We start from the raw sequence: 21,496 nt of genomic DNA, 5'->3' as shown, positions 1-21,496 counted from the left end.
CAGGCTTGTCCCGTTCATGAACACCCAGAGCATCATCGTTCCAAAGCTGTCTACCGTCCCGGTGCATGAAGCCCGCTCCCGCGCCATCCTGCGCTGGCTGGTGCGCGAAAAAGTCGTCGAGGAGCAACTGACCACCTGCGGTCGCACCGGCAACCGCATGGGCCATGCCCTGGCGGCAGGGGCGCGCAAAGTGGCCCTGCACCCGGAAAAACTGCCCTTCGGCGAGCCGGTCAACGGCCTGGAAGTGATGCTCAAGCGCTGCATCTACACCCCCACCGAAGGCTTCCTCGAAGAAGCCGGTTGCCCGGAGTGCCGGCGCGAGGTGGGCGAGCCGTTGTTCGAAAGCCTGGAAGAGTGGATGCCGGCGGTGAGCGACAACTTTACCTGCCCGCTGTGCGGCTTCGAAGATGACATCAATGGCTTCATTTACCTGCAGCCATGTGCCTTTTCCAACCTGGGGTTCATCTTCAACAACTGGGGCGAGGCCGGGTTCACCCAGGCCTTTCTCGACAGCTTCGCCGACTGGCTCGACCAGCCAGTGGCCGTGGTGCAGGTAAAACTGCCACAAGCCTGACCGAAGGCCCTTATTTTGCATTGAGCGGCGCGCCATGCATGAGTATAATGGCGCGCTTCCATTTTTCCCGCCCGGGAGCCCCCGCGATGCTGCGTATCAGCCAAGAAGCCCTGACCTTCGACGATATCCTCCTTGTACCTGGCTATTCCGAGGTACTGCCCAATGAAGTCAGTCTCAAGACCCGTTTGACCCGTGGCATCGAGCTGAACATTCCGCTGGTTTCCGCTGCCATGGATACCGTGACCGAAGCGCGTCTGGCCATTGCCATGGCTCAGGAAGGCGGTATCGGCATCATCCACAAGAACATGACCATCGAACAACAGGCCGGCGAAGTGCGCAAGGTCAAGAAGTTCGAGGCTGGCGTGGTCAAGGACCCGATCACCATCGACGCTGATGCCACTGTGCGCGACCTGTTCGAGCTGACCCGCCTGAACAACATCTCCGGTGTGCCAGTACTGGCCAACGGCGACCTGGTCGGCATCGTCACCTCCCGTGACGTGCGCTTCGAAAATCGCCTGGACGCCAAGGTCCGCGACGTGATGACGCCGAAAGAGCGTCTGGTCACCGTCCGCGAAGGCGCCGACAAGAACGAAGTTCGCGAGCTGCTGCACAAGCATCGCCTGGAAAAAGTCCTGATCGTTGACGACAAGTTCAACCTCAAGGGCATGATGACCGTCAAGGACATCGAAAAGGCCAAGGCTTACCCGCTGGCCAGCAAGGACGACCAGGGTCGTCTGCGCGTCGGCGCCGCCGTCGGCACCGGCAAGGACACCGGCGAGCGCGTTGCTGCCCTGGTGGCGGCTGGCGTTGATGTCGTCGTCGTCGACACTGCCCACGGCCACTCCAAAGGTGTGATCGACCGCGTACGCTGGGTGAAAGAAACCTACCCGCAAGTGCAGGTGATCGGCGGCAACATCGCCACCGGCGCTGCCGCCAAGGCCCTGGCCGAAGCGGGTGCCGATGCGGTCAAGGTCGGTATCGGCCCTGGCTCTATCTGCACCACCCGTATCGTTGCCGGTGTCGGCGTGCCGCAAATCAGCGCCATCGCCAACGTCGCCGCAGCACTGGAAGGCACTGGCGTGCCACTGATCGCTGACGGCGGTATCCGCTTCTCCGGCGACCTGTCCAAGGCCATCGTTGCCGGTGCGTCCTGCGTGATGATGGGCTCGATGTTCGCCGGTACCGAAGAGGCCCCGGGTGAAGTTGAACTGTTCCAGGGCCGTTCCTACAAGGCTTACCGCGGCATGGGCTCGCTGGGTGCCATGGCGCAGGCGCAGGGCTCGTCCGACCGTTACTTCCAGGACTCCTCGGCCGGCGCCGAGAAGCTGGTGCCGGAAGGCATCGAAGGCCGCGTTCCTTACAAAGGCGCCCTGGCCGCGATCATCCACCAGCTGATGGGCGGCCTGCGTTCGTCCATGGGCTACACCGGCAGCGCAACCATCGAAGAAATGCGCACCAAGCCGGAGTTCGTGCGTATCACCGGTGCCGGCATGGCCGAGTCCCACGTGCACGACGTGCAAATCACCAAAGAAGCCCCTAACTACCGCGTAGGCTGAGGCTTCCAGCTACTACATAAAGCGGGGCTGTCATGACAGCCCCGCGTCGTTTCCGATTTCCACTGACGAGATTGAGTCATGGCCCTCGACATTCACGCTCACCGCATCCTGATCCTCGATTTCGGTTCCCAGTACACCCAGCTGATCGCCCGCCGCGTGCGCGAAATCGGCGTGTACTGCGAACTGCACCCGTTCGACATGGACGATGAAGCGATCCGCGAATTCAACCCGCGCGGCATCATCCTCGCCGGCGGCCCCGAGTCGGTTCACGAAGCCAACAGCCCGCGCGCTCCGCAGGCCGTGTTTGACCTGAATGTGCCTGTGCTGGGTATCTGCTACGGCATGCAGACCATGGCCGAGCAGATGGGCGGCAAGGTAGAAGGTTCCGACCTGCGTGAGTTCGGTTATGCCCGCGTGGACGTTGTCGGCAAGAGCCGCCTGCTCGATGGCATCGAAGACCACGTTGACGACGATGGCGTGCTGGGCCTGGACGTGTGGATGAGCCACGGTGACAAGGTCACCCAGATGCCTTCCAACTTCAGCATTCTGGCCAGCACCCCAAGCTGCCCGATCGCCGGGATGTACGACGACGCCCGCGGCTACTACGGCGTGCAGTTCCACCCGGAAGTGACCCACACCAAGCAGGGTGGTCGCATCCTGTCCCGTTTCGTGCAGGACATCTGCGGCTGTGAAGCCCTGTGGACGGCGTCCAACATCGTTGAAGACGCCATCGCCCAGGTGCGTGCGCAAGTCGGTTCGGCCAACGTTCTGCTGGGCCTGTCCGGCGGCGTCGACAGCTCGGTGGTTGCCGCGCTGCTGCACCGTGCCATCGGCGACCAGCTGACCTGCGTATTCGTCGACAACGGCCTGCTGCGCCTGCACGAAGGCGACCAGGTGATGGCCATGTTCAAAGAGAACATGGGCGTCAAGGTGATCCGCGCCGACGCTGAAAAGCAGTTCCTCGACAACCTGGCCGGCGAAGCCGACCCGGAGAAGAAGCGCAAGATCATCGGCCGCACCTTCATCGACGTGTTCGATGCCGAAGCCAGCAAGCTGGAAAACATCCAGTTCCTCGCCCAGGGCACCATCTACCCGGACGTGATCGAGTCGGCTGGCGCCAAGAGCGGCAAGGCCCACGTGATCAAGTCGCACCACAACGTCGGCGGCCTGCCGGAGGAGATGAACCTCAAGCTGGTCGAGCCGCTGCGTGAACTGTTCAAGGACGAAGTGCGCAAGATCGGCCTGGAGCTGGGCCTGCCGTACGACATGGTCTACCGCCACCCGTTCCCGGGCCCTGGCCTGGGTGTGCGTATCCTCGGTGAAGTGAAGAAGGAATACGCCGACATCCTGCGTCGCGCCGACCACATCTTCATCGAAGAACTGCGCAAGGCCGACTGGTACCACAAGACCAGCCAGGCGTTCGTGGTGTTCCAGCCGGTCAAGTCGGTCGGCGTCGTCGGCGACGGCCGTCGCTACGCCTGGGTCGTGGCCCTGCGTGCCGTCGAGACAGTGGACTTCATGACCGCGCGTTGGGCACACCTGCCGTACGAGCTGCTGGAAACCGTCAGCGGTCGTATCATCAACGAAATCGACGGTATCTCGCGCGTTACCTACGACGTGTCGAGCAAGCCGCCTGCCACTATCGAGTGGGAGTGATCGGGTAGCCAGCTCAGGCTGGCACCCGCAGGACGGATACACCAGAAAGCCCGCATGATTGCGGGCTTTCTGGTTCTTGTTCGTTCAGATTGCTTATTCTTCTGGCTTTCTGGCAAATAGCGCTTTCTGGTAGGCGTTATAGGAAAGCAGCCTGCTCCTCACTGCGATGAACTCATCACCCTCCACGCGTTGCGGGTGCTTTTCCTGCGGGTCATCCTCAAGATTGTATTTAGTCAGGGTGTCCGAACTGAATTCGTATATGTATTTGTACGGGTGCTCCACCAAGGCTGACGCCAGTTGGTCAAAGAACGTGGACATGAAGAATGTGCGTTTCCCCTGTTCCCTCAACAAGCTGATGCCTTGTACAGAGAGGGGGGATTCGGTCACATCAAAAAAATCGGCAACCGTGGGTGCAATATCGATCTGGTGACTGGTGGTTGAGGCGGGTTTGGGCAGTGACTTTCCGTTACTCCAGAAAATCAGGGGTACGCTCACTTCCTCTTCGTGCATGGACGCGTTGTGAATGAACAGACCGTGCTCACCAAATGACTCACCGTGGTCACCCACGAGCACGAATAATGTCGAGTCCAGAAGGCCTTGCTTGTCGAAGGATGTCAGCATTTCACCCAGCACGCTGTCTGTTTTGGCTATGCAGTCTTCATACTTTTCCAGCTCGCTCCGTAATGGGGGGCCTTGGCTGCATTGGTAGGGGTAGTGGGCTGCGCTTGGGAAGTAGAGCGCGATGAAACCTTTGCCATTCTTTTTGATGTTTTCCAGGTAAGAGATGCTGGACGAAAACAGCTGTTCATCACTTTCACCGAAGCTACTGGCATTTCGTGAGCGACTCTCGGCGGGAATGAGCTCCGAAACTGCGTAAGCATTCGACACACCGATGGATTTCAGGAAGCCCTCCATGTTTTCGAACTGCAGGTACAGCGAGCTGAAGGCGACGGCTTCCATGTTTTTCCTGTTCTTCAGCTCATGGATGACGCTGGGTTGTAGCAGGTACATGGCCTCTTTGATTTCAATGTCTGGGTAGGCATGCAGCCCCGTCAGGATCGCGTGGTAGCCTTTGGACGAGTGAGGCACTGAGACGTACGCTTTGAAGAGCATGCCCTCCCGAGCGAGCTTATCGAAGGTGGGGTACCGCTCGGCGGTTTTGATGCCGGGAGCAAAAACGCTGTTCCAGCGCACCGACTCCAGAACGATGAAGACCAGGTTCTTGAAGTCTGGCGTGGGGTGAGATTGAAGTTTTCGGATTTCGTTGACGTTGGTCAGCGGGTAGGCGGGTTGTTCGAATGGCAGGGGCGGTCTATGCGGAGCTGCGGTCAAGGAAGTGGTGTTTCTGAGTGTCGTGACCAGCGGGCTGATGACAATGTTTTCGTTCAGGTGATAGCGCGCATCTTTGGCATGGATGGAGCCGAAGAGCAGGGCGCCGATCACCAGCAGTGATGCCCAGAGGTGTTGTCTTTTCTTTACTGTGCGGGTGCGCTGTTCTTTATAAGCGATGCAGGTTGCCAGCCCAGCGAAAGACCAGGTCGCCAGGTAAGCCAGAAAAAGCACAAAGACAATGAACCTGAATGTGTGCCCGAAACCGGCCGCTTGCTTGAGAAACACCTCGGCCCCGGAGGTCAGGTTGCTTGCGTTTTGCAGGCTGTAGCTTATCAGTTGCCAGTCCAGTGGCTTCAGCCATAGCTCCCGAACACGCATGTCCACCAGCAGGAACAGCAGCAAGGCGCCTGAGGCGATGCTCAACAGATAGAAGTTGAATTTGTTTCTGGTAATGGTGTTGGCGGCAATCACATAGAGGGCGACCACAAGCAGCACGTCTTGAAGCAAGTACAGGGCAATATCGAAAATACCCGTCTCCACCCATCGATGGGAGAAAAACTCGATCAGGATGATCTTCGGTGCCAGCAGCAGGCCTGCAGCGAGCAGGAGCGAGATATGCAGTAATGAGTTTTTGTGCCACATGCTGTCTACCTTCGCATTCAAAGAGCAGGCGTCTTGTCTGAAGCGATAGGCGGGCAGAAGGCCAGCACCTGCGCACCCCGTTTTTAGACTTAAGCAGCCCGCCCTGAATCCGGCAAGTCAGCCCCAGGGCGTTGGTTTGGTACCGAGGGGGAGCGGGTTGCCACTGGCGATCGCGGCCAATAACCGGTCGTGCGACAAGACTTCACTTAATCTTTCGCAAATGCAGGTGTATCGTATTCGCCCTTCATCGCCAGCCCCTGCTGGCAGACTGATTGCGCAGAAACGAGGTACCCGCACCGATGTCCTTTACCCGTCGACAAATGCTCAAAGGCCTTACTGGCTTGGTTGTGGTAGGCCTGGGCGCCGGAGGCGCGGTGCGCTACTGGCTGGGCAAGGTCGAGGACGAGAATGCCGGGCACGACTACGAGCTGATCGCCGCCCCACTGGAAGTGGAGCTGGTGCCGGGGTTCAAGACCGAGGCCTGGGCCTTTGGCCCTTCAGCACCAGGGACGGAACTGCGAGTCCGCCAAGGCACCTGGTTGCGGGTGCGTTTCATCAATCACCTGCCGGTTGAAACCACCATCCACTGGCACGGCATCCGCCTGCCGCTGGAGATGGATGGTGTGCCATACGTTTCGCAATTGCCGGTCAAACCAGGTGAATACTTCGATTACAAGTTCCGCGTGCCGGACGCCGGCAGCTATTGGTATCACCCCCATGTCAGCAGCTCCGAGGAGCTAGGCCGCGGTCTGGTCGGGCCGCTGATCGTCGAGGAGCGTGAGCCCACTGGGTTCCAGCATGAGCGCACGCTGAGCCTGAAGAACTGGCATGTGGACGAGCAGGGCGCATGGCTGCCTTTCAGCATCCCGCGCGAGGCCGCGCGCAACGGCACTGCCGGGCGGTTGATCACCATCAACGGCCAGGCCGACTCGATCACCGAGCTACCGGCCGGCCAGGTGGTGCGGGTGCGCCTGCTGAACCTGGACAACACCTGGACCTACCGCCTCAACCTCAAAGGCAATTGCGAGGCGAGAATCTATGCCCTCGACGGCAACCCGGTGACTCCGCGTGCGCTGGATGAGTACTGGTTAGGCCCGGGCATGCGTATCTGTCTGGCCATCCGCATTCCCGAGGCGGGTGAGGAGATCTCCCTGCGCGACGGTTTCGTGCGCCTGGGCACCCTGCGTTCGGTGGCCAGCAACGACGCGCCGAGTGACTGGCCGCCAGCGTTGCCGCCCAACCCGATCGCCGAGCCCGACCTGGAGAATGCCGAAAAGCTGAACTTCAATTTCGAGTGGGCGGCCAGTGTCTCTGTCACCACTGATGCGGGCAAACCGCCTAGCTTGTGGCAGATCAACGGCCAGGCCTGGGATATTACCGACAAGACCTGTGCCGACCGGCCCATCGCCACGTTGCAGAAGGGCAAGAGCTACATCTTCGAGCTTAAGAACATGACCCAGTACCAGCACCCGATCCACTTGCATGGCATGAGCTTCAAGGTGATCGCCTCCAACCGTCACGACATCAAGGAACCGTGGTTCACCGACACCTACTTGCTGGGCAAGAACGAGCGCGCCCAGGTAGCGCTGGTGGCGGATAACCCTGGGACGTGGATGTTTCACTGCCACGTCATCGACCATATGGAAACCGGCCTGATGGCCGCGATCGCGGTGGTCTGATGCGCCCGCAGATCATCGATCGCAGCCGCGATCAGGAATTCATGCGTCTGGCGCTGGCCTTGGCCGCCGAAGGCGCGGCGCTGGGCGAGGTGCCGGTGGGGGCTGTGCTGGTGCAGCATGGGCAGGTGATCGGCCAGGGGTTCAACCGACCGATCATCGACAGTGACCCCAGCGCGCATGCCGAGATGGTGGCGATCAGGGCGGCAGCCAGGTCGGCCAGCAACTACCGGCTACCCGGCAGCACTCTGTATGTGACCCTGGAGCCGTGCAGCATGTGTGCGGGGCTGATCGTGCATTCGCGGGTGATGCGCGTGGTGTTTGGCGCGCTGGAACCCAAGGCGGGGATCGTGCAGAGCCAAGGGCAGTTCTTTGGCCAAGGCTTTCTCAATCACCGGGTGATGGTGGAGGGCGGGGTGCTGGCGCAAGAGTGCGGGCAGATCCTCAGCGACTTCTTCAAGGCCCGCCGGGCCAAGGCTTGAGCTGCACCGGCCGCTTCGCGGGCAAGCCCGCTCAGGCTCTGCGCAATTCTTGTAGGCGCGGGTTTACCCGCGAAGAGACCTACTGGCTTACATCGGCGACGACTTATCCGCTGGCTTGTCCTTGTTGACCCCGGGCACATGCAGGTTGCCCTCGGCTACCTGGCCTTCGAGCTGCGGCTGGGTCACCCAGGTGAGGATGTCGTAGTAACGGCGGATGTTGGCCACGAAATGCACCGGCTCGCCACCACGGGCATAGCCGTACTTGGTCTGCCGGTACCACTGCTTCTGAGCCAGCCGCGGCAGCATCTTCTTCACGTCCAGCCACTTGTTCGGGTTTAGCTTTTCGCGCCTGGCCAGGATGCGGGCGTCTTCCAGGTGGCCGCCACCGACATTGTAGGCGGCAAGGGCAAACCAGGTGCGGTCCGGCTCCTTGATGCTGTCGTCAAGCTCTTCCTTGATCTTCATGAAGTACTTGGCGCCGCCCTGGATGCTCTGCCTAGGGTCCAGGCGGTTGGACACGCCCATGGCCCGGGCGGTGCGCTGGGTCAGCATCATCAGGCCGCGTACGCCGGTCTTGGAGGTGACTTCCGGCTGCCACATCGATTCCTGGTAGCCGATGGCTGCCAGCAGGCGCCAGTCGACCTGCTCGACCTTGGCGTAGTTCTTGAAGTGCTTCTCGTACTTGGGCAAGCGCTGTTGCAGGTGCTGGGCGAAGGTGTAGGCGCCAACGTAGCCGAGTACGTCGACATGGCCGTAGTAGCGGTCCTTCAAGCGCTGAAGGGTGCCGTTCTTCTGCGCCTTGTCGAGAAATTCGTTGATTTCGTTGAGCAGGCTGTTGTCTTCGCCTGCTGCCACTGCCCAGCGCTGGTCGCGGGTGTCGCCCAAATCGAAGGCGACCCGCACGTTGGGGAAATACACCTGGTTCATCGCCAGTTCGTTGGAGTCCACCAGGGTCAAGTCGATCTGGCCTTCGTCCACCATGCGCAGCAGGTCGACCACTTCGACGGCGTCGGATTCCTCATATTGCAAGGCCGGGTACTGCTTTTTCAGCTCGGCCAACTGGTCAGCATGGCTGCTGCCCTTGAGCACCATGATCTTCTTGCCGACCAAACCCTTGGCGCTGGTGGGGCGCGGGCGGCCGTTGCGGTAGATGACCTGCGGGGTCACCTCCAGATAGGGATGGGAGTATTTCACCTGGGTCTTGCGCCGCTCACTGCTGACCAGGCCGGCTGCAGCCAGTACCGGGCCGGAGGGCTTGCCGAGGGCGTCGTACAGCTCGTCCAGGTTGTCGGCGGTCTCGATCTGCAGCTTTACGCCAAGATCCTCGGCGAAATGCTGGACCAGTTCGTACTCGAAGCCGGTTTCGCCGTTACGGTCCTGGAAGTAGGTTGCCGGGCTGTTGCGCGTGATCACGCGCAGCACGCCATCCTCCTTCACGCGCTCGAGGGTGCTGGGTTTTTCAACGCAGGCACCTAACAGCAGAAAGAGTCCGGTTGCGAGAAGCCATTTGGCGCAACGCTGGCGCAAAGCAGTGTGGGCGAACATAGGTTGCAGTATACGCAAAGGACTGGCCCAACCATATCTCGACAACTGTTAGCTTGTCTGGTAGCGGGTTGTGTGGTTTGGGGAGGGGGATTGCATCAAGGCTACCAGGTGCCCGGTTTGAGATGTTCAGCGGCTGTGAGATCGAGCGACGACCAGGTGCCCGGCTCGGCACATTCAGCGCCTGTGAGATCGAGCGCCGCAGGTGTCCGCCTTAAAATATTCAGCGCCTGGGAGATCGAGCGCCGCAGGTGTCCGCCTTAAAATATTCAGCGCCTATGAGATCGAGCGCCGCCCGCGCGGCGCTTCGCGGGTAAACCCGCTCCTACGTTTGTTTCGGGCCAGTCCCTCCTGTGCCAGGCGCGCGCGACCGCCTTGTTGGTACGACGCGATATCGAGATAGGCACCAAGGCGTTCGCGCGCGAATCCCACAGGCATCGAGATAGGCACCAAGGCGTTCGCGCGCGAATCCCACAGGCATAATTGGCCCGAAACAAACGTAGGAGCGGGTTTACCCGCGAAGCGCCGCGCGGGCGGCGCTCGATCTCATAGGCGCAGAATGTGTCGAGCCGGACACTGCGGCGCTCGATCTCCCAGGCGCTGAATGTGTCGAGCCGGACACCTGCGGCGCTCGATCTCCCAGGCGCTGAATGTCTTGAGCCGGACACCCGGCGGCGCTCGATCTCGTCTCAACCCGGACACCTCTGAAAACTGACCCCGAAGTCCGGTTCCGCCGCCCGGCAGGCGTGGCTTAGAGCAGGTGCCGAAAGCCATCGAATTAGGCTAGAATGCACGGCCTCTAAGCACACCCCTTCCTGAGGCTGTCCCGACGATGTTGATCCTGCGCGGCGCTCCTGCCCTTTCTGCCTTTCGCCACGGTAAATTACTCGAGCAACTGAGCCAGAAAGTCCCCGCTGTTACTGGTTTGTATGCCGAATTTGCCCACTTCGCCGATGTCGACGGCGAGTTGACCGCCGACCAGCAGCAGGTGCTGGGCCGTCTGCTCAAGTACGGCCCGAGCGTGCCGGTACAGGAGCCGACGGGTCGTCTGTTCCTGGTGGTACCGCGCCTGGGCACCATTTCGCCATGGGCCAGCAAGGCCAGCGACATCGCTCACAACTGCGGCCTGCAGTCGATCCAGCGCCTGGAGCGCGGCATCGCCTACTACGTGGCCGGCACCCTGAGCGACGCTGATGCCGAACTGATCGCCGCCGAATTGCACGACCGCATGACCCAGCGTGTGCTCGGCCAGCTGGAGCAGGCCGCAGACCTGTTCAGCCACGCCCAGCCCAAGCCGATGACCTCGGTGGACATCCTTTCCGGCGGTCGCGACGCCTTGGCCAAGGCCAACATCGACCTGGGCCTGGCCCTGGCCGAAGACGAGATCGACTACCTGGTCAATGCCTTCCAGGGCCTCAAGCGCAACCCGAACGACATCGAACTGATGATGTTCGCCCAGGCCAACTCCGAGCACTGCCGCCACAAGATCTTCAACGCCAGTTGGGATATCGACGGCCAGGCTCAGGAAAAGAGCCTGTTCGGCATGATCAAGAACACCTACCAGATGCACAACGAAGGTGTTCTGTCGGCATACAAGGATAACGCCTCGGTGATCGTCGGCAACGTTGCCGGCCGCTTCTTCCCGAACCCTGAAACCCGCCAGTACGGCGCGGTGCAGGAGCCGGTGCACATCCTGATGAAGGTCGAGACGCACAACCACCCGACCGCCATCGCCCCGTTCTCCGGCGCCTCCACCGGCTCCGGTGGCGAAATCCGCGACGAAGGTGCTACCGGCCGTGGCGCCAAGCCCAAGGCCGGCCTGACGGGCTTCACCGTGTCCAACCTGCGCATCCCGGGCTTCGAACAGCCTTGGGAAAAGGCCTATGGCAAGCCCGAGCGTATCGTCGACGCCCTCGACATCATGATCGAAGGCCCTCTGGGTGGCGCTGCGTTCAACAACGAATTCGGTCGCCCGGCCCTGACCGGCTACTTCCGTACCTTCGAGCAAGCCATCGACACCCCCCACGGCGAAGAAGTGCGCGGCTACCACAAGCCGATCATGCTCGCCGGTGGTATGGGCAACATCCGTGAAGACCACGTGCAGAAGGGCGAAATCACCGTCGGCGCCAAGCTGATCGTGCTTGGCGGCCCGGCCATGCTGATCGGCCTGGGCGGCGGCGCTGCTTCGTCGGTGGCTACCGGTGCCAGCTCGGCTGACCTGGACTTCGCTTCGGTACAGCGCGAAAACCCGGAAATGGAGCGCCGTTGCCAGGAGGTCATCGACCGTTGCTGGCAGCTGGGCGACGACAACCCGATCGCCTTCATCCACGACGTGGGCGCTGGCGGTATTTCCAACGCCTTCCCTGAACTGGTCAACGACGGTGGCCGCGGTGGTCGCTTCGAACTGCGCAACGTGCCCAATGACGAGCCGGGCATGGCCCCGCACGAAATCTGGAGCAACGAGTCGCAAGAGCGTTATGTGCTGGCCGTCAGCGCAGTCGACTTCGAGCGCTTCAAGGCCATCTGCGAGCGCGAGCGTTGCCCGTTTGCCGTGGTTGGTGAAGCGACTGAAGAACCGCACCTGACCGTAAGCGACAGCCACTTCGGCAACACCCCGGTGGACATGCCGCTGGACGTGCTGCTGGGCAAGCCGCCGCGCATGCACCGTTCGGTTACCCGCGAAGCCGAGCTGGGCGATGACTTCGACCCGAGCGAGCTGGACCTGGACAGCGCCGTCCAGCGCGTGCTGAACCACCCGGCCGTGGCCAGCAAGAGCTTCCTGATCACCATTGGCGACCGCACCATCACCGGCCTGGTTGCCCGCGACCAGATGGTCGGCCCGTGGCAGGTTCCGGTGGCGGACTGCGCCGTTACCGCCACCAGCTTCGACGTCTACACCGGTGAAGCCATGGCCATGGGCGAGCGTACGCCGCTGGCGCTGCTGGATGCTCCGGCGTCCGGTCGCATGGCCATCGGCGAGACCCTGACCAACCTGGCGGCTTCGCGCATCGAAAAGCTGTCCGACATCAAGCTGTCGGCCAACTGGATGTCCGCAGCTGGTCACCCAGGTGAAGACGCACGCCTGTACGACACCGTGAAGGCTGTCGGCATGGAGCTGTGCCCGGAGCTGGGTATCACCATTCCGGTCGGCAAAGACTCGATGTCGATGAAGACCAAGTGGAGCGATGGGGACGTCGAGAAGAGCGTCACCTCGCCGATGTCGCTGATCATCACCGGCTTCGCCCCGGTCACCGACATCCGCAAGACCCTGACCCCGCAACTGCGCATGGACAAGGGCGAAACCGACCTGATCCTGATCGACCTGGGTCGCGGCAAGAACCGCATGGGTGCCTCGATCCTGGCTCAGACCTACGGCAAGATCGCTGCCCAGGCTCCGGACGTCGACGACGCCGAAGACCTCAAGGCCTTCTTCGCCGTGATCCAGGGCCTGAACGACGACGGCCACCTGCTGGCCTACCACGACCGTTCCGATGGCGGCCTGGTCACCACCGTGCTGGAAATGGCCTTCGCCGGCCACTGCGGTCTCGACCTGCAACTCGACCCGCTGACCGACAGCAAGGGCGAAGTACCGGCCATCCTCTTCAACGAAGAGCTGGGTGCGGTGATCCAGGTTCGCCAGGATGCTACCCCGGACGTGCTGGCACAGTTCAGCGCTGCTGGCCTGGGTGAAGAATGCGTCGCGGTGATCGGCAAGCCGGTCAACAACGCTGAAGTGACCATCAGCCTGAATGGCGAAGTGCTGTTCGACGACGACCGTCGCATGCTGCAGCGTCAGTGGGCTGAAACCAGCTACCAGATCCAGCGCCTGCGCGACAACGCCGACTGCGCTGACCAGGAATTCGACCTGCTGCTCGAGGAAGACAACCCGGGCCTGTCGGTCAAGCTGGGCTTCGACGTCAACGACGACATCGCCGCGCCATACATCAAGAAAGGCGTGCGCCCGCAAGTGGCCATCCTGCGTGAGCAGGGCGTCAACGGCCAGGTCGAGATGGCTGCTGCCTTCGACCGCGCCGGCTTCGCCGCCATCGACGTGCACATGAGCGATATCCTCGCTGGCCGTGTCGACTTCGAAGCCTTCAAGGGCCTGGTCGCCTGTGGCGGCTTCTCGTACGGTGACGTGCTGGGCGCAGGTGAAGGCTGGGCCAAGTCGGCGCTGTTCAACGCCCGTGCCCGTGACGCCTTCCAGGCCTTCTTCGAGCGTACCGACAGCTTCGCCCTGGGCGTGTGCAACGGTTGCCAGATGATGTCCAACCTGCACGAGCTGATCCCGGGCACCGAGTACTGGCCGCACTTCGTGCGCAACCGCTCGGAGCAGTTCGAAGCCCGCGTGGCCATGGTCGAGGTGCAGAAGTCCAACTCGATCTTCCTGCAGGGCATGGCCGGTTCGCGCATGCCGATCGCCATCGCCCACGGTGAAGGCCATGCCGAGTTCGCCAGCGAAGAAGCATTGCTGGAAGCCGATGTGTCCGGTTGCGTGGCCCTGCGCTACGTCGACAACCACGGCAAGGTCACCGAAGCCTACCCGGCCAACCCGAACGGCTCGCCGCGTGGTATCACCGGCCTGACCAGCCGCGACGGCCGCGTGACCATCATGATGCCGCACCCGGAGCGTGTGTTCCGCGCTGTGCAGAACTCCTGGCGCCCGGACGAGTGGCAGGAAGATGCCGCGCTGATGCGTATGTTCCGCAACGCGCGGGTGTGGGTGAACTAAGGCGTGTACAAGCTCGCCTTCTTCGTCCCCGGCAGCCATGTCGAAGTGGTCAAGGCCGCTGTGTTCGCCGCTGGCGGTGGGCGCATCGTTGACTATGACCACTGCGCCTGGCAAACCCTTGGCCAGGGCCAGTTCCGCCCGCTGGACGGTAGCCAGCCGTTCCTCGGGCAAGCGGGCCAGGTCGAGGTGGTTGAGGAATGGAAGGTGGAGCTGGTGGTGGCTGACGAGCTGGTGGCCCAGGTTGTCGCTGCGCTCAAGCAGAGCCACCCGTACGAGACGCCAGCCTATGAAGTCTGGCGGCTCGCCGAGTTCTAGAACGCATCACGGCTATTCGCGGGCACGCCCGCTCCCACAGGGATATCACAATCTTCAGAACCCGTGGTATCCCTGTGGGAGCGGGCGTGCCCGCGAAAGGGCCCTACAATCCAGCCACAATCTCCTTGCCTGGCTCCGGCCGCTTCAACATTCCACAAGCCAGCAACCCCACCTCGAACAGCACCCACATCGGCACTGCCAGCATCGTCTGCGAAAATACATCCGGCGGTGTCAGAATCATCCCCACCGCAAAGCACCCGACGACCACGTAGGGCCTGCTGCGCCGCAATGTGGCCACATCGGCCAACCCCGCCCAGACCACGATGAACGTCGCCACCGGGATCTCGAACGCCAGCCCGAACGCCAGAAACAGCGCCAGGATAAAGTCCAGGTACTGGCTGATATCGGTCATCATCGCCACGCCGTCCGGCGTCACGCTGGCAAAGAAGCCGAACATCATCGGGAACACCAGAAAGAACGCGAATGCCATGCCGGCATAGAACAGCACGATGCTCGATACCAGCAGCGGCAGGGCAATGCGCCGTTCACGGCGGTACAGCCCCGGCGCCAGAAAGCCCCAGGCCTGATGCAGCAGCAGCGGCATGGCCAGGAACAGTGCGCACATCGCGGTCAGCTTGAACGGTGTCAGAAAGGGCGAGGTGACACTGGTGGCGATCATGCTCGCGCCTTCCGGCAAAAAGCGCCTTAGCGGCTCGGATATGAGCGTGTACAGCGTCTGGGCGAAGGGGAACAGGCCGGCAAACACCAATGCCACCAGCGCCAGGCAACGCACCAGGCGTTTGCGCAGGTCGCGCAGGTGTTCGGTCAGCGGCATGCTCGCCGCAGGGTCCATGGCAATACTCATGAAGCATTTTCCTTGGGCAGCGCGGCCGTGGCCGCATCATTGGCCGGCGTCGCGTTCAGGCTGATGCCCTGGCGGATCTCCTGTTCCAGGCGCTGCAAAGGTGCCTTGTCGAGGTTGGGCATCTCGATTTCGCGCTCCACCTGCGTGTGCAAGGCGTGCATGGCCCGGCGCGCCTGCCCCAGGCCGCGCCCGAGGGTTCGGGCTGCCACCGGTAGGCGCTCGGGGCCCAGCACCAACAGCGCGACGACGCCGATCAGCAGCAACTCGCTGAAGCCTACCTCGAACATCAGGCCTGGCGGTCCGCTTGAGGTTGCTGAGCAGCCTGGCCGTTCAGCGGGCACTGTTGCTGCACTTGCGCCTGGCCTGCGGCGTTGGCGTCATTGTCACCGCCCATGGACTTGCGAAAACCTTGGATCGCCTCGCCCACATCGCTACCCAGACCCTTCAGGCGTTTGGTACCAAACAGCAAGAACACGATCAGCAGTACGATCACCAGTTGCCAGATTCCAATGCCACCCATAGCGACCACTCCTGTAAGGTCATGAAAAGGAAGGGCAATCCTGCCTTGCCTAGATGACGTACACATGACGAACGGGCATTGCCATCTAGCTGAAACACCCCGCGTGTTGACTGGCGTTTTTATTCCGCGAGCGAGGCACGCACGGATGGGTGGAAGGCAACAGCGGGGTGCGGCCCTGCTGATGGTGATGGTGGTGCTGGCAATGCTGGCGGCGGGCATGGCCTGGCTGGTGGAGGATGGCCGACGTCAGGTCGACGAAGTGCGCCTGCTACACCAGCGGGTGCAGGTGCGGGGCATGGAGCAGGCCGGCCTGGCCTATGCCGGGCAAGCCCTGCGTGACCCCGCCTGGCGGCTCAGCCCGCTGTTCTGGCAAGCCTTGCGTGGGCAGCCGCTGAAATACGATTTTGGCGCTGGTCAGGCTCAGTTGCAGGTACGCGACCAGCACACCTGCTTCAATGTAAACGCATTGCTCGGCGCCGACGGCGAACGCGCCGAGCGCCAGCTGCGTTACTTGCTGGGCAATGATATGGCGGCCGAGCGCCTGGTCGATGCCCTGGCCGACTGGCTCGATGCCGACAGTGATGCCCGCCTGCAGGGCGCCGAGAGCGCCCAGTACCTGCGCCAGCAACCGCCACGGCTGGCGGCCAACCAGCCGATGCTCGACACCAGCGAGCTGAACCTGTTGCTGGAGCCAGATGCCAACCGCCAAGCGCTTTACCCGATGCTGTGCGCCTTGCCTCAGGTCACCGGTTGGCGCCTGAACGCCAATGCACTGGGGTTGGAGCACCTTCCGTTGCTGGAAGCGCTCTACGAAGGACGCTATTCGCGCTCGCTGCTCAGCCGCATCATCAGCGGTCGGCCGGCTTCGGGGTACGTGGATGCCGCGGCGCTGCGCCAGGCGCTGGGGGCGGTGGATGACGAAACGTTCGAGCGGTTGAGCGAAGGGTTGCTGCTCAACAGCGGGCATTTTCTGTTGCAGCTGTCGTTCGAGGAAGAGGGGCGGGTGATGCGCAGCGAATTCCAGGTGGAGGCGCTGGGGGTGGTGCAATGGCATGCCCGGGTGCCAGCGCAGCAAGTGCGGGTGCGTAGCCGGGAGCCGATAGCCTGGTAACGTTTACGGGCGCCTTCGCGGCCAAGCCCGCCCCTACGCCGGTTTTGAAACCCGTGGGATCCCTGTAGGAGCGGGCTTGCCTGCGAAGAGGCCGGTACAGCCAGCAAAAGGTTGGCTGACCGGCACTGGATCAAACGGTGCCGATCTCCCCGCCATCAATACGCTGGATCACCACCGTCGAAGCCCGCGGCCGTACGGTAGCCCCAGCCGGCGTCGCATCGGTCGCCTTGTCGGTATACGGCCAGTTCCCCGGGTGTTGAATGTTGACGAACAGCGTCTTGTTGTCCGGGGTAAAGGTAATCCCCGTCACTTCGCAACCATTTGGCCCGACAAAGAAGCGCCGCAAGTCCACCTGGTTCTGTGCATTCACCGGCACCTGCTTGCCGCTGGCATCCACCAGGTCGGTAGGGATCACTGCCAGCAACTGGTCGTTGGTGTAGTCGGTCAAGGTGCTTTCGCCGTTGTCGGTCTCGAACCACAGCACGCCGCGGCTATCGAAGCTCATGCCGTCGGGGCTGGCGAACTGGTTCAGTTCGGTCAGGCCGGAGCGGTTGATGTCGGCAGTGCCGGCAGCGTTGGCGCCGAACACGAAGATGTCCCAGTTAAAGCTCAGCTGGTCGTCGCTGTCGTGCCAGCGAATGATGTGGCCGTGGCGGTTCGGGCCGCGCGGGTTCGCTGCATCGACCTTGTCCGGGGTGCGTGCACTGTTGTTGGTCAGGGTCAGGTAAACATCGCCGTTCAGCGGGTTGACTGTCGTCCATTCAGGGCGGTCCATCGGCGTTGCACCCACGGCATCGCCAGCACCACGGGTGTTGAGGATGATGCCCGGCAGGTCACCATACAGCGCGCCCAGGGTGCTGCCACCTGTGGTGGCGGTGCCCACGTCCAGCAGCAGCCATACGCCGGTGCCGTCGGCATTGAAGCGGGCCACGTAGAGTTTGCCTTGGTCGAGGTACTTGGCGCCGGTGGCCAGGCGGTCGGCCGGGGTGGCGTCGGCGGGGTCCCACACGGCGGTGGACACCCACTTGTACAGGTACTCGTTGTTCGAGTCGTCACCCATGTACCACACCAGCGGCTTGCCGGCGACGGGCAGGCCGGGGGCGCAGCCCTCGTGGCGGAAGCGGCCCAGCGCGGTGCGCTTGGTGGCCAGGGTGCTGCTGTTGTACGGGTCGATCTCGACAATGTAGCCGTAGGTGCTGGCTTCATTGCGGTAGTCGTCGGTGGCGCTGGCGCCTTTGACGGTAACGTCGAAACGGGCGAATTCGTCGTCCACTTCGCTGGCGTCACCGGCAGCGCTTTCCCACTTGTATTGGCCGCTGGAGGTGCCCACGCCAATGCGGCGCTGGTCCTCGGGGCGGGTGCCCTTGTTGACGAAGATGCCCGGCCAGTTCTCTTCGCAGGTCAGGTAGGTGCCCCACGGGGTATAGCCGTTGCCGCAGTTGTTGTTGGTGCCACGGCAGTGGGTGCCAGCAGTGGAGTATTTGGTCTTGACGTGGTCGGTGCCACGCAGCGGGCCGGTGATTTCCATGCGTGAAGCAGTGGTGAAGCGTCGGTTCAGCGGGTCGTTGTCGACCACCTGCCAGCGGCCGTTGATTTTCTGCAGGCGTACTACGCCAGCACCGTGTGCGTTGATCTCCTTGCGCACTTCTTCAACCGGGCGCTTGCCGTTGACATCGGTCGTGGGGCCGGCCGGGTGCAGGGCGGCAGTGTCGATGTACTCGAAATTGATCGCCAGCAGGCCGTCTTCCGAGCTGCCGTTGATGGGGAAGAAGTGCATGCCGTCGTGGTGCATGCCCATGGCGTTGGCCTGGTCGGTCGAGGTGTTGCTGCCGTCGGACTTCCACGGGTTGCCATTGCTGTTCAGCGGCGTACCCCAAGGCGCCAGCACATAGGCGCTATAGCCGGCGGCGACCACACAGGCGTCGGTGCGCGAGCCTGGGATGGACTGGAAGCCCAGCGCCAGTTTCGGCACTTCCGGCTCGGTGACTGGCGGTTCGGTCACCGGTGGCTCGGTGACCGGATCATCATGATCGGAACCACCACCGTCGAAGCAGCCTGTCAGGCCGGTACCGGCGATCATGGCGATGGCGGCGCCCAGGCTGCCGCGCATCACGCTGCGGCGGCTCAGGTAGGCGTCCATGACGTTGGCCATCGGCAGGTTGCCGCTTTGGTTCCGGTCCAGGTTGTCGCCGGTATCTCGACTCATCAGGTTGTCCTTATGTTGGCTGAGTTGGAAGAAACCGCGACTGTAAGGCGCAAGTGTGATGATTCCTTGGCAGAAATGTTAACGAGCTTTTAAAACTTCCGGTTCTTGGATTGCTCTTCTAAAGATCGAATTGGAATTGCTGTCGGATTTCTGCCATCAAACTGTAATGCCAACGCCGCAACATCCGGGGCCCTGAATGGACGTGGATAAGGATGGCGATGCGATGGCGAGCAGTGTGCACAGGCGCGAAGTGATCGGCTGGATGGGTATCGGTGCCTTGGCACCGTTGCTCGGCGCCTGCACAGCCTTCCCAGGGCAGCAGGGTGGCAACGCCCAGCTCGACTTGCTGTACGTCGCCGATACCCTCGATGCCCGCCAGCCTGGCCAGCCGGTGGTACCGGCTACCCGGTTGGGGCCGGTCAGCCACTTGGGCCGTGCGCCCTGGATGACCGGCAGCAGCGCCAGTATCGCCTACCCGCAACTGGCGCCGCTGCTCGATGCCCGCCATGCAACGACAGCCCAGCTGGGCGGTTATGCGGTGCTCGCGGCGTTGCTGGAGCAACTGCGTGGCGAGGCCGGTGCGGGCAACAGCCTGACCCTGGAAAACGGCCAGGGCTGGAATGGCAGTGGCCTGGCCTACCTGACCCAGGGCGAAAGTGGTGTGCAAGGCAGCCAGCTGTTGGGCATCGAAGCGCGGGTCAGCAGCGACGAGCGTGTACTGTGGCCACAACGCAGCACGGGCCTGTATCGCCAGGCCAGCGCCATTACCCTCGGCGCCGGGCTGGCTGACGCACAACGCCAGGCACTGGGCGTGCAAGCCCTGCACATTTTCGAGCGCGGCGGTGCCCGTATTGCAGTGGTTGGCGTGACCGACCCCTACGCACAGGACCAGAAAGCCTCTCTTAAACAGTGGTACCAGTCACTGCTGCCGGTATTCGAGCAAGCCCGGCGCGAGGCTGACCTGGTGGTGGCCATGGCCGATGCAGGCACGGGCCCCGGCCTGTGGCTGGCTGAACGGGTGCCGCAAATCGACGTGCTGTTGGGTGCCCGTGGTCAGGACCTGTGGCCCGCGCCGGTCGAGGTCACCCAGGCCAGCGGTCGGCGCGTGCCGGTGCTGTTTGCCGGCTGCCGGGGCAGCGGTGCCTTCCGCCTGCGCTGCCAGCGTGTGGCCGGGCAGTGGCTGTTCGACGGGCGTTTTTTCCCGGCCTTTGAACAGCAACTGGCGCCTGCCGCGCAGCTGCGTGTCGCGCAATTGCAGGCGCAACTGCGCCAGCAACGGGCCGGCCACGCGGCCTGGCTCGACCAACCGCTGGCCCGCGCGCCCCAGGCCTTGTGGCGCCGCGATACCCGTGGCGGCAGTTGGGACCGCCTGTTGCATCAAGCCTTGGCCGACGCTAACAGCGTACCCGTGTTGCTGCCGGGCCTGCGTTATGACTACCCGCTGGCAGCGGGGGCGCCCATTACCCGCGAACACCTGATAAGCCTTACTGGTGGCTACCCGGCGCCAGTGGTCGAAGCACCGGCCCGGCAGGTCGAGCAAGTGCTGGAAAACGCCGCGGAGCAATTGTTCGGTGACCCGCTGCTGCTGGACAACAGCCAGGACCTGCCGCGCTGGCAGGGCCAGGCCTGGAGCGTCAGCTATAGCCCGCAAGGCAAGCGCATCACGGGGTTGGAGCCAGTGCAGGGTCTGTGCCGAACCTTTGGCTTGCAATTCGAAAGCCAGGCCGGTGAGCCACTTTGGCAGCGGGTCGAGGCCTGGCTCGCCCGCCAGCCTGACGATTGGCAACTGGCGCCGCTGCAACTGCCCGAAGTGCGTTACGTGCAGGGGCACCCAGGCTGGCACCCACGGCAATTGGCCTCGTGATGCTCACCTCGCGTCTGCTCACCGGTGCTGGCCTGACCTTGGCCGGCTGGCTGTCTGCGCAGTGTGTGCTGCAGCTGAGCCGGCAGCCACACCCGGCCACGGCACCTGCGGTGGCCGACAGCCCGCTGCCCGGGCTGATGGTCGGTCACTGGCAGGTGCCACCCGACGATGGTGCCATCGCCATCACCCGTCTGCCGCTGCAATACCTCGGCGGCCTCAAGGCCCAGCCATTGGCCGCCAGTGTGGTGGTGCTGCGCTACGGCGAGCAAGTGCGCACCCTGGCCCGCGGTCAGCGCCTGGCGCCAGGGATCGTGCTGCAGGACATCGACAGCGATGGCCTGATTTTCAACAACCAGGGGCGGCGTGAGCGCCTGCCCTGGCCGCCACGCTCCGCCGTGACCGGCTTCAAGCGGCAAGGATGAA

The 21,496-nt window shown here is 62.8% G+C and carries 16 protein-coding genes; 10 read left to right on the top strand and 6 right to left on the bottom strand.

The annotated features are described in order from the left end of the window. Nucleotides 1–16: 16 nt before the first annotated feature. The 3 genes from J3A98_RS18905 to guaA all read left to right on the top strand — a co-directional run bounded on the left by J3A98_RS18905 (nt 17) and on the right by guaA (nt 3,786). Entirely contained in the window at nt 17–574 is a 558-nt protein-coding gene (locus tag J3A98_RS18905) for a sugar ABC transporter ATPase (RefSeq protein WP_103463198.1), read from the top strand. Between the two features lie 86 nt (nt 575–660). Continuing rightward, on the top strand, nt 661–2,130 hold the full coding sequence (gene guaB / locus J3A98_RS18900) for an IMP dehydrogenase (protein WP_003255025.1): 1,470 nt from the start codon (nt 661–663) through the stop codon (nt 2,128–2,130). A 78-nt stretch (nt 2,131–2,208) separates the two neighbouring features. Continuing rightward, on the top strand, nt 2,209–3,786 hold the full coding sequence (gene guaA, locus J3A98_RS18895) for a glutamine-hydrolyzing GMP synthase (protein WP_021781918.1): 1,578 nt from the start codon (nt 2,209–2,211) through the stop codon (nt 3,784–3,786). A gap of 93 nt (nt 3,787–3,879) precedes the next feature. Here the strand turns inward: guaA and J3A98_RS18890 are convergent, their stop codons facing one another. Beyond that, nucleotides 3,880–5,760: a sulfatase-like hydrolase/transferase gene (locus J3A98_RS18890; RefSeq protein WP_176683689.1), complete on the bottom strand. Its 1,881-nt coding sequence runs from the start codon at nt 5,758–5,760 to the stop codon at nt 3,880–3,882. Between the two features lie 299 nt (nt 5,761–6,059). On the opposite strand from J3A98_RS18890, the gene J3A98_RS18885 reads away from it, so the two are divergent. Continuing rightward, nucleotides 6,060–7,439, top strand: coding sequence for a multicopper oxidase family protein (locus tag J3A98_RS18885; RefSeq protein WP_209967767.1), 1,380 nt, complete (start codon nt 6,060–6,062; stop codon nt 7,437–7,439). Then, the gene (gene tadA, locus J3A98_RS18880) at nt 7,439–7,918 is read left to right on the top strand and encodes a tRNA adenosine(34) deaminase TadA (RefSeq protein WP_012051365.1); all 480 of its coding nucleotides are present in this window, start codon (nt 7,439–7,441) and stop codon (nt 7,916–7,918) included. The genes J3A98_RS18885 and tadA overlap by 1 nt, the downstream gene beginning before the upstream one ends. An 87-nt stretch (nt 7,919–8,005) precedes the next feature. Here tadA and mltF read toward each other — a convergent pair whose 3' ends face one another. Continuing rightward, nucleotides 8,006–9,463, bottom strand: a complete 1,458-nt coding sequence (gene mltF, locus J3A98_RS18875; protein WP_209967765.1) for a membrane-bound lytic murein transglycosylase MltF — start codon at nt 9,461–9,463, stop codon at nt 8,006–8,008. A gap of 829 nt (nt 9,464–10,292) precedes the next feature. Between mltF and purL the strand changes: the two genes are divergently transcribed. Both purL and J3A98_RS18865 read left to right on the top strand, forming a co-directional pair. Continuing rightward, the gene (gene purL / locus J3A98_RS18870) at nt 10,293–14,192 is read left to right on the top strand and encodes a phosphoribosylformylglycinamidine synthase (RefSeq protein ID WP_209967762.1); all 3,900 of its coding nucleotides are present in this window, start codon (nt 10,293–10,295) and stop codon (nt 14,190–14,192) included. Between the two features lie 3 nt (nt 14,193–14,195). Further along, on the top strand, nt 14,196–14,507 hold the full coding sequence (locus tag J3A98_RS18865) for an NGG1p interacting factor NIF3 (protein WP_209967760.1): 312 nt from the start codon (nt 14,196–14,198) through the stop codon (nt 14,505–14,507). Nucleotides 14,508–14,610: 103 nt separating this feature from the next. Here the strand turns inward: J3A98_RS18865 and tatC are convergent, their stop codons facing one another. From tatC to tatA, 3 genes are read right to left on the bottom strand one after another with little or no spacing between them, the layout of a single operon-like run. Continuing rightward, nucleotides 14,611–15,372, bottom strand: coding sequence for a twin-arginine translocase subunit TatC (gene tatC, locus J3A98_RS18860; protein ID WP_176683684.1), 762 nt, complete (start codon nt 15,370–15,372; stop codon nt 14,611–14,613). Further along, complete coding sequence (gene tatB, locus J3A98_RS18855) at nt 15,369–15,659, bottom strand: Sec-independent protein translocase protein TatB (protein ID WP_209967758.1); 291 nt, start codon at nt 15,657–15,659, stop codon at nt 15,369–15,371. The genes tatC and tatB overlap by 4 nt, the downstream gene beginning before the upstream one ends. Next, nucleotides 15,659–15,892 carry a twin-arginine translocase TatA/TatE family subunit gene (tatA, locus tag J3A98_RS18850; protein ID WP_176683682.1) on the bottom strand — a complete coding sequence of 78 codons (234 nt, stop codon included), beginning with the start codon at nt 15,890–15,892 and terminating at the stop codon, nt 15,659–15,661. Before tatA ends, tatB begins: the two co-directional genes overlap by 1 nt. A 145-nt stretch (nt 15,893–16,037) precedes the next feature. Between tatA and gspK the strand changes: the two genes are divergently transcribed. Continuing rightward, nucleotides 16,038–17,003: a type II secretion system minor pseudopilin GspK gene (gene gspK, locus J3A98_RS18845; protein WP_209967755.1), complete on the top strand. Its 966-nt coding sequence runs from the start codon at nt 16,038–16,040 to the stop codon at nt 17,001–17,003. Between the two features lie 130 nt (nt 17,004–17,133). Here gspK and J3A98_RS18840 read toward each other — a convergent pair whose 3' ends face one another. Beyond that, on the bottom strand, nt 17,134–19,209 hold the full coding sequence (locus J3A98_RS18840) for a PhoX family phosphatase (protein ID WP_176683680.1): 2,076 nt from the start codon (nt 19,207–19,209) through the stop codon (nt 17,134–17,136). Nucleotides 19,210–19,432: 223 nt separating this feature from the next. On the opposite strand from J3A98_RS18840, the gene J3A98_RS18835 reads away from it, so the two are divergent. Both J3A98_RS18835 and J3A98_RS18830 read left to right on the top strand, forming a co-directional pair. Next, nucleotides 19,433–21,073 carry a lipoprotein UxpA gene (locus J3A98_RS18835; protein WP_209969912.1) on the top strand — a complete coding sequence of 547 codons (1,641 nt, stop codon included), beginning with the start codon at nt 19,433–19,435 and terminating at the stop codon, nt 21,071–21,073. Then, complete coding sequence (locus J3A98_RS18830; protein WP_209967753.1) at nt 21,070–21,495, top strand: pilus assembly protein PilZ; 426 nt, start codon at nt 21,070–21,072, stop codon at nt 21,493–21,495. Before J3A98_RS18835 ends, J3A98_RS18830 begins: the two co-directional genes overlap by 4 nt. The last annotated feature ends 1 nt before the right edge of the window (nt 21,496 follow it).

Origin of the sequence: Pseudomonas sp. BP6, assembly GCF_017875935.1 — a bacterium.
Classification (GTDB): domain Bacteria; phylum Pseudomonadota; class Gammaproteobacteria; order Pseudomonadales; family Pseudomonadaceae; genus Aquipseudomonas; species Aquipseudomonas putida_Y.
Note: the sequence above shows the minus strand (reverse complement) of the source record. Positions and strands in the feature narration are given on the sequence as shown.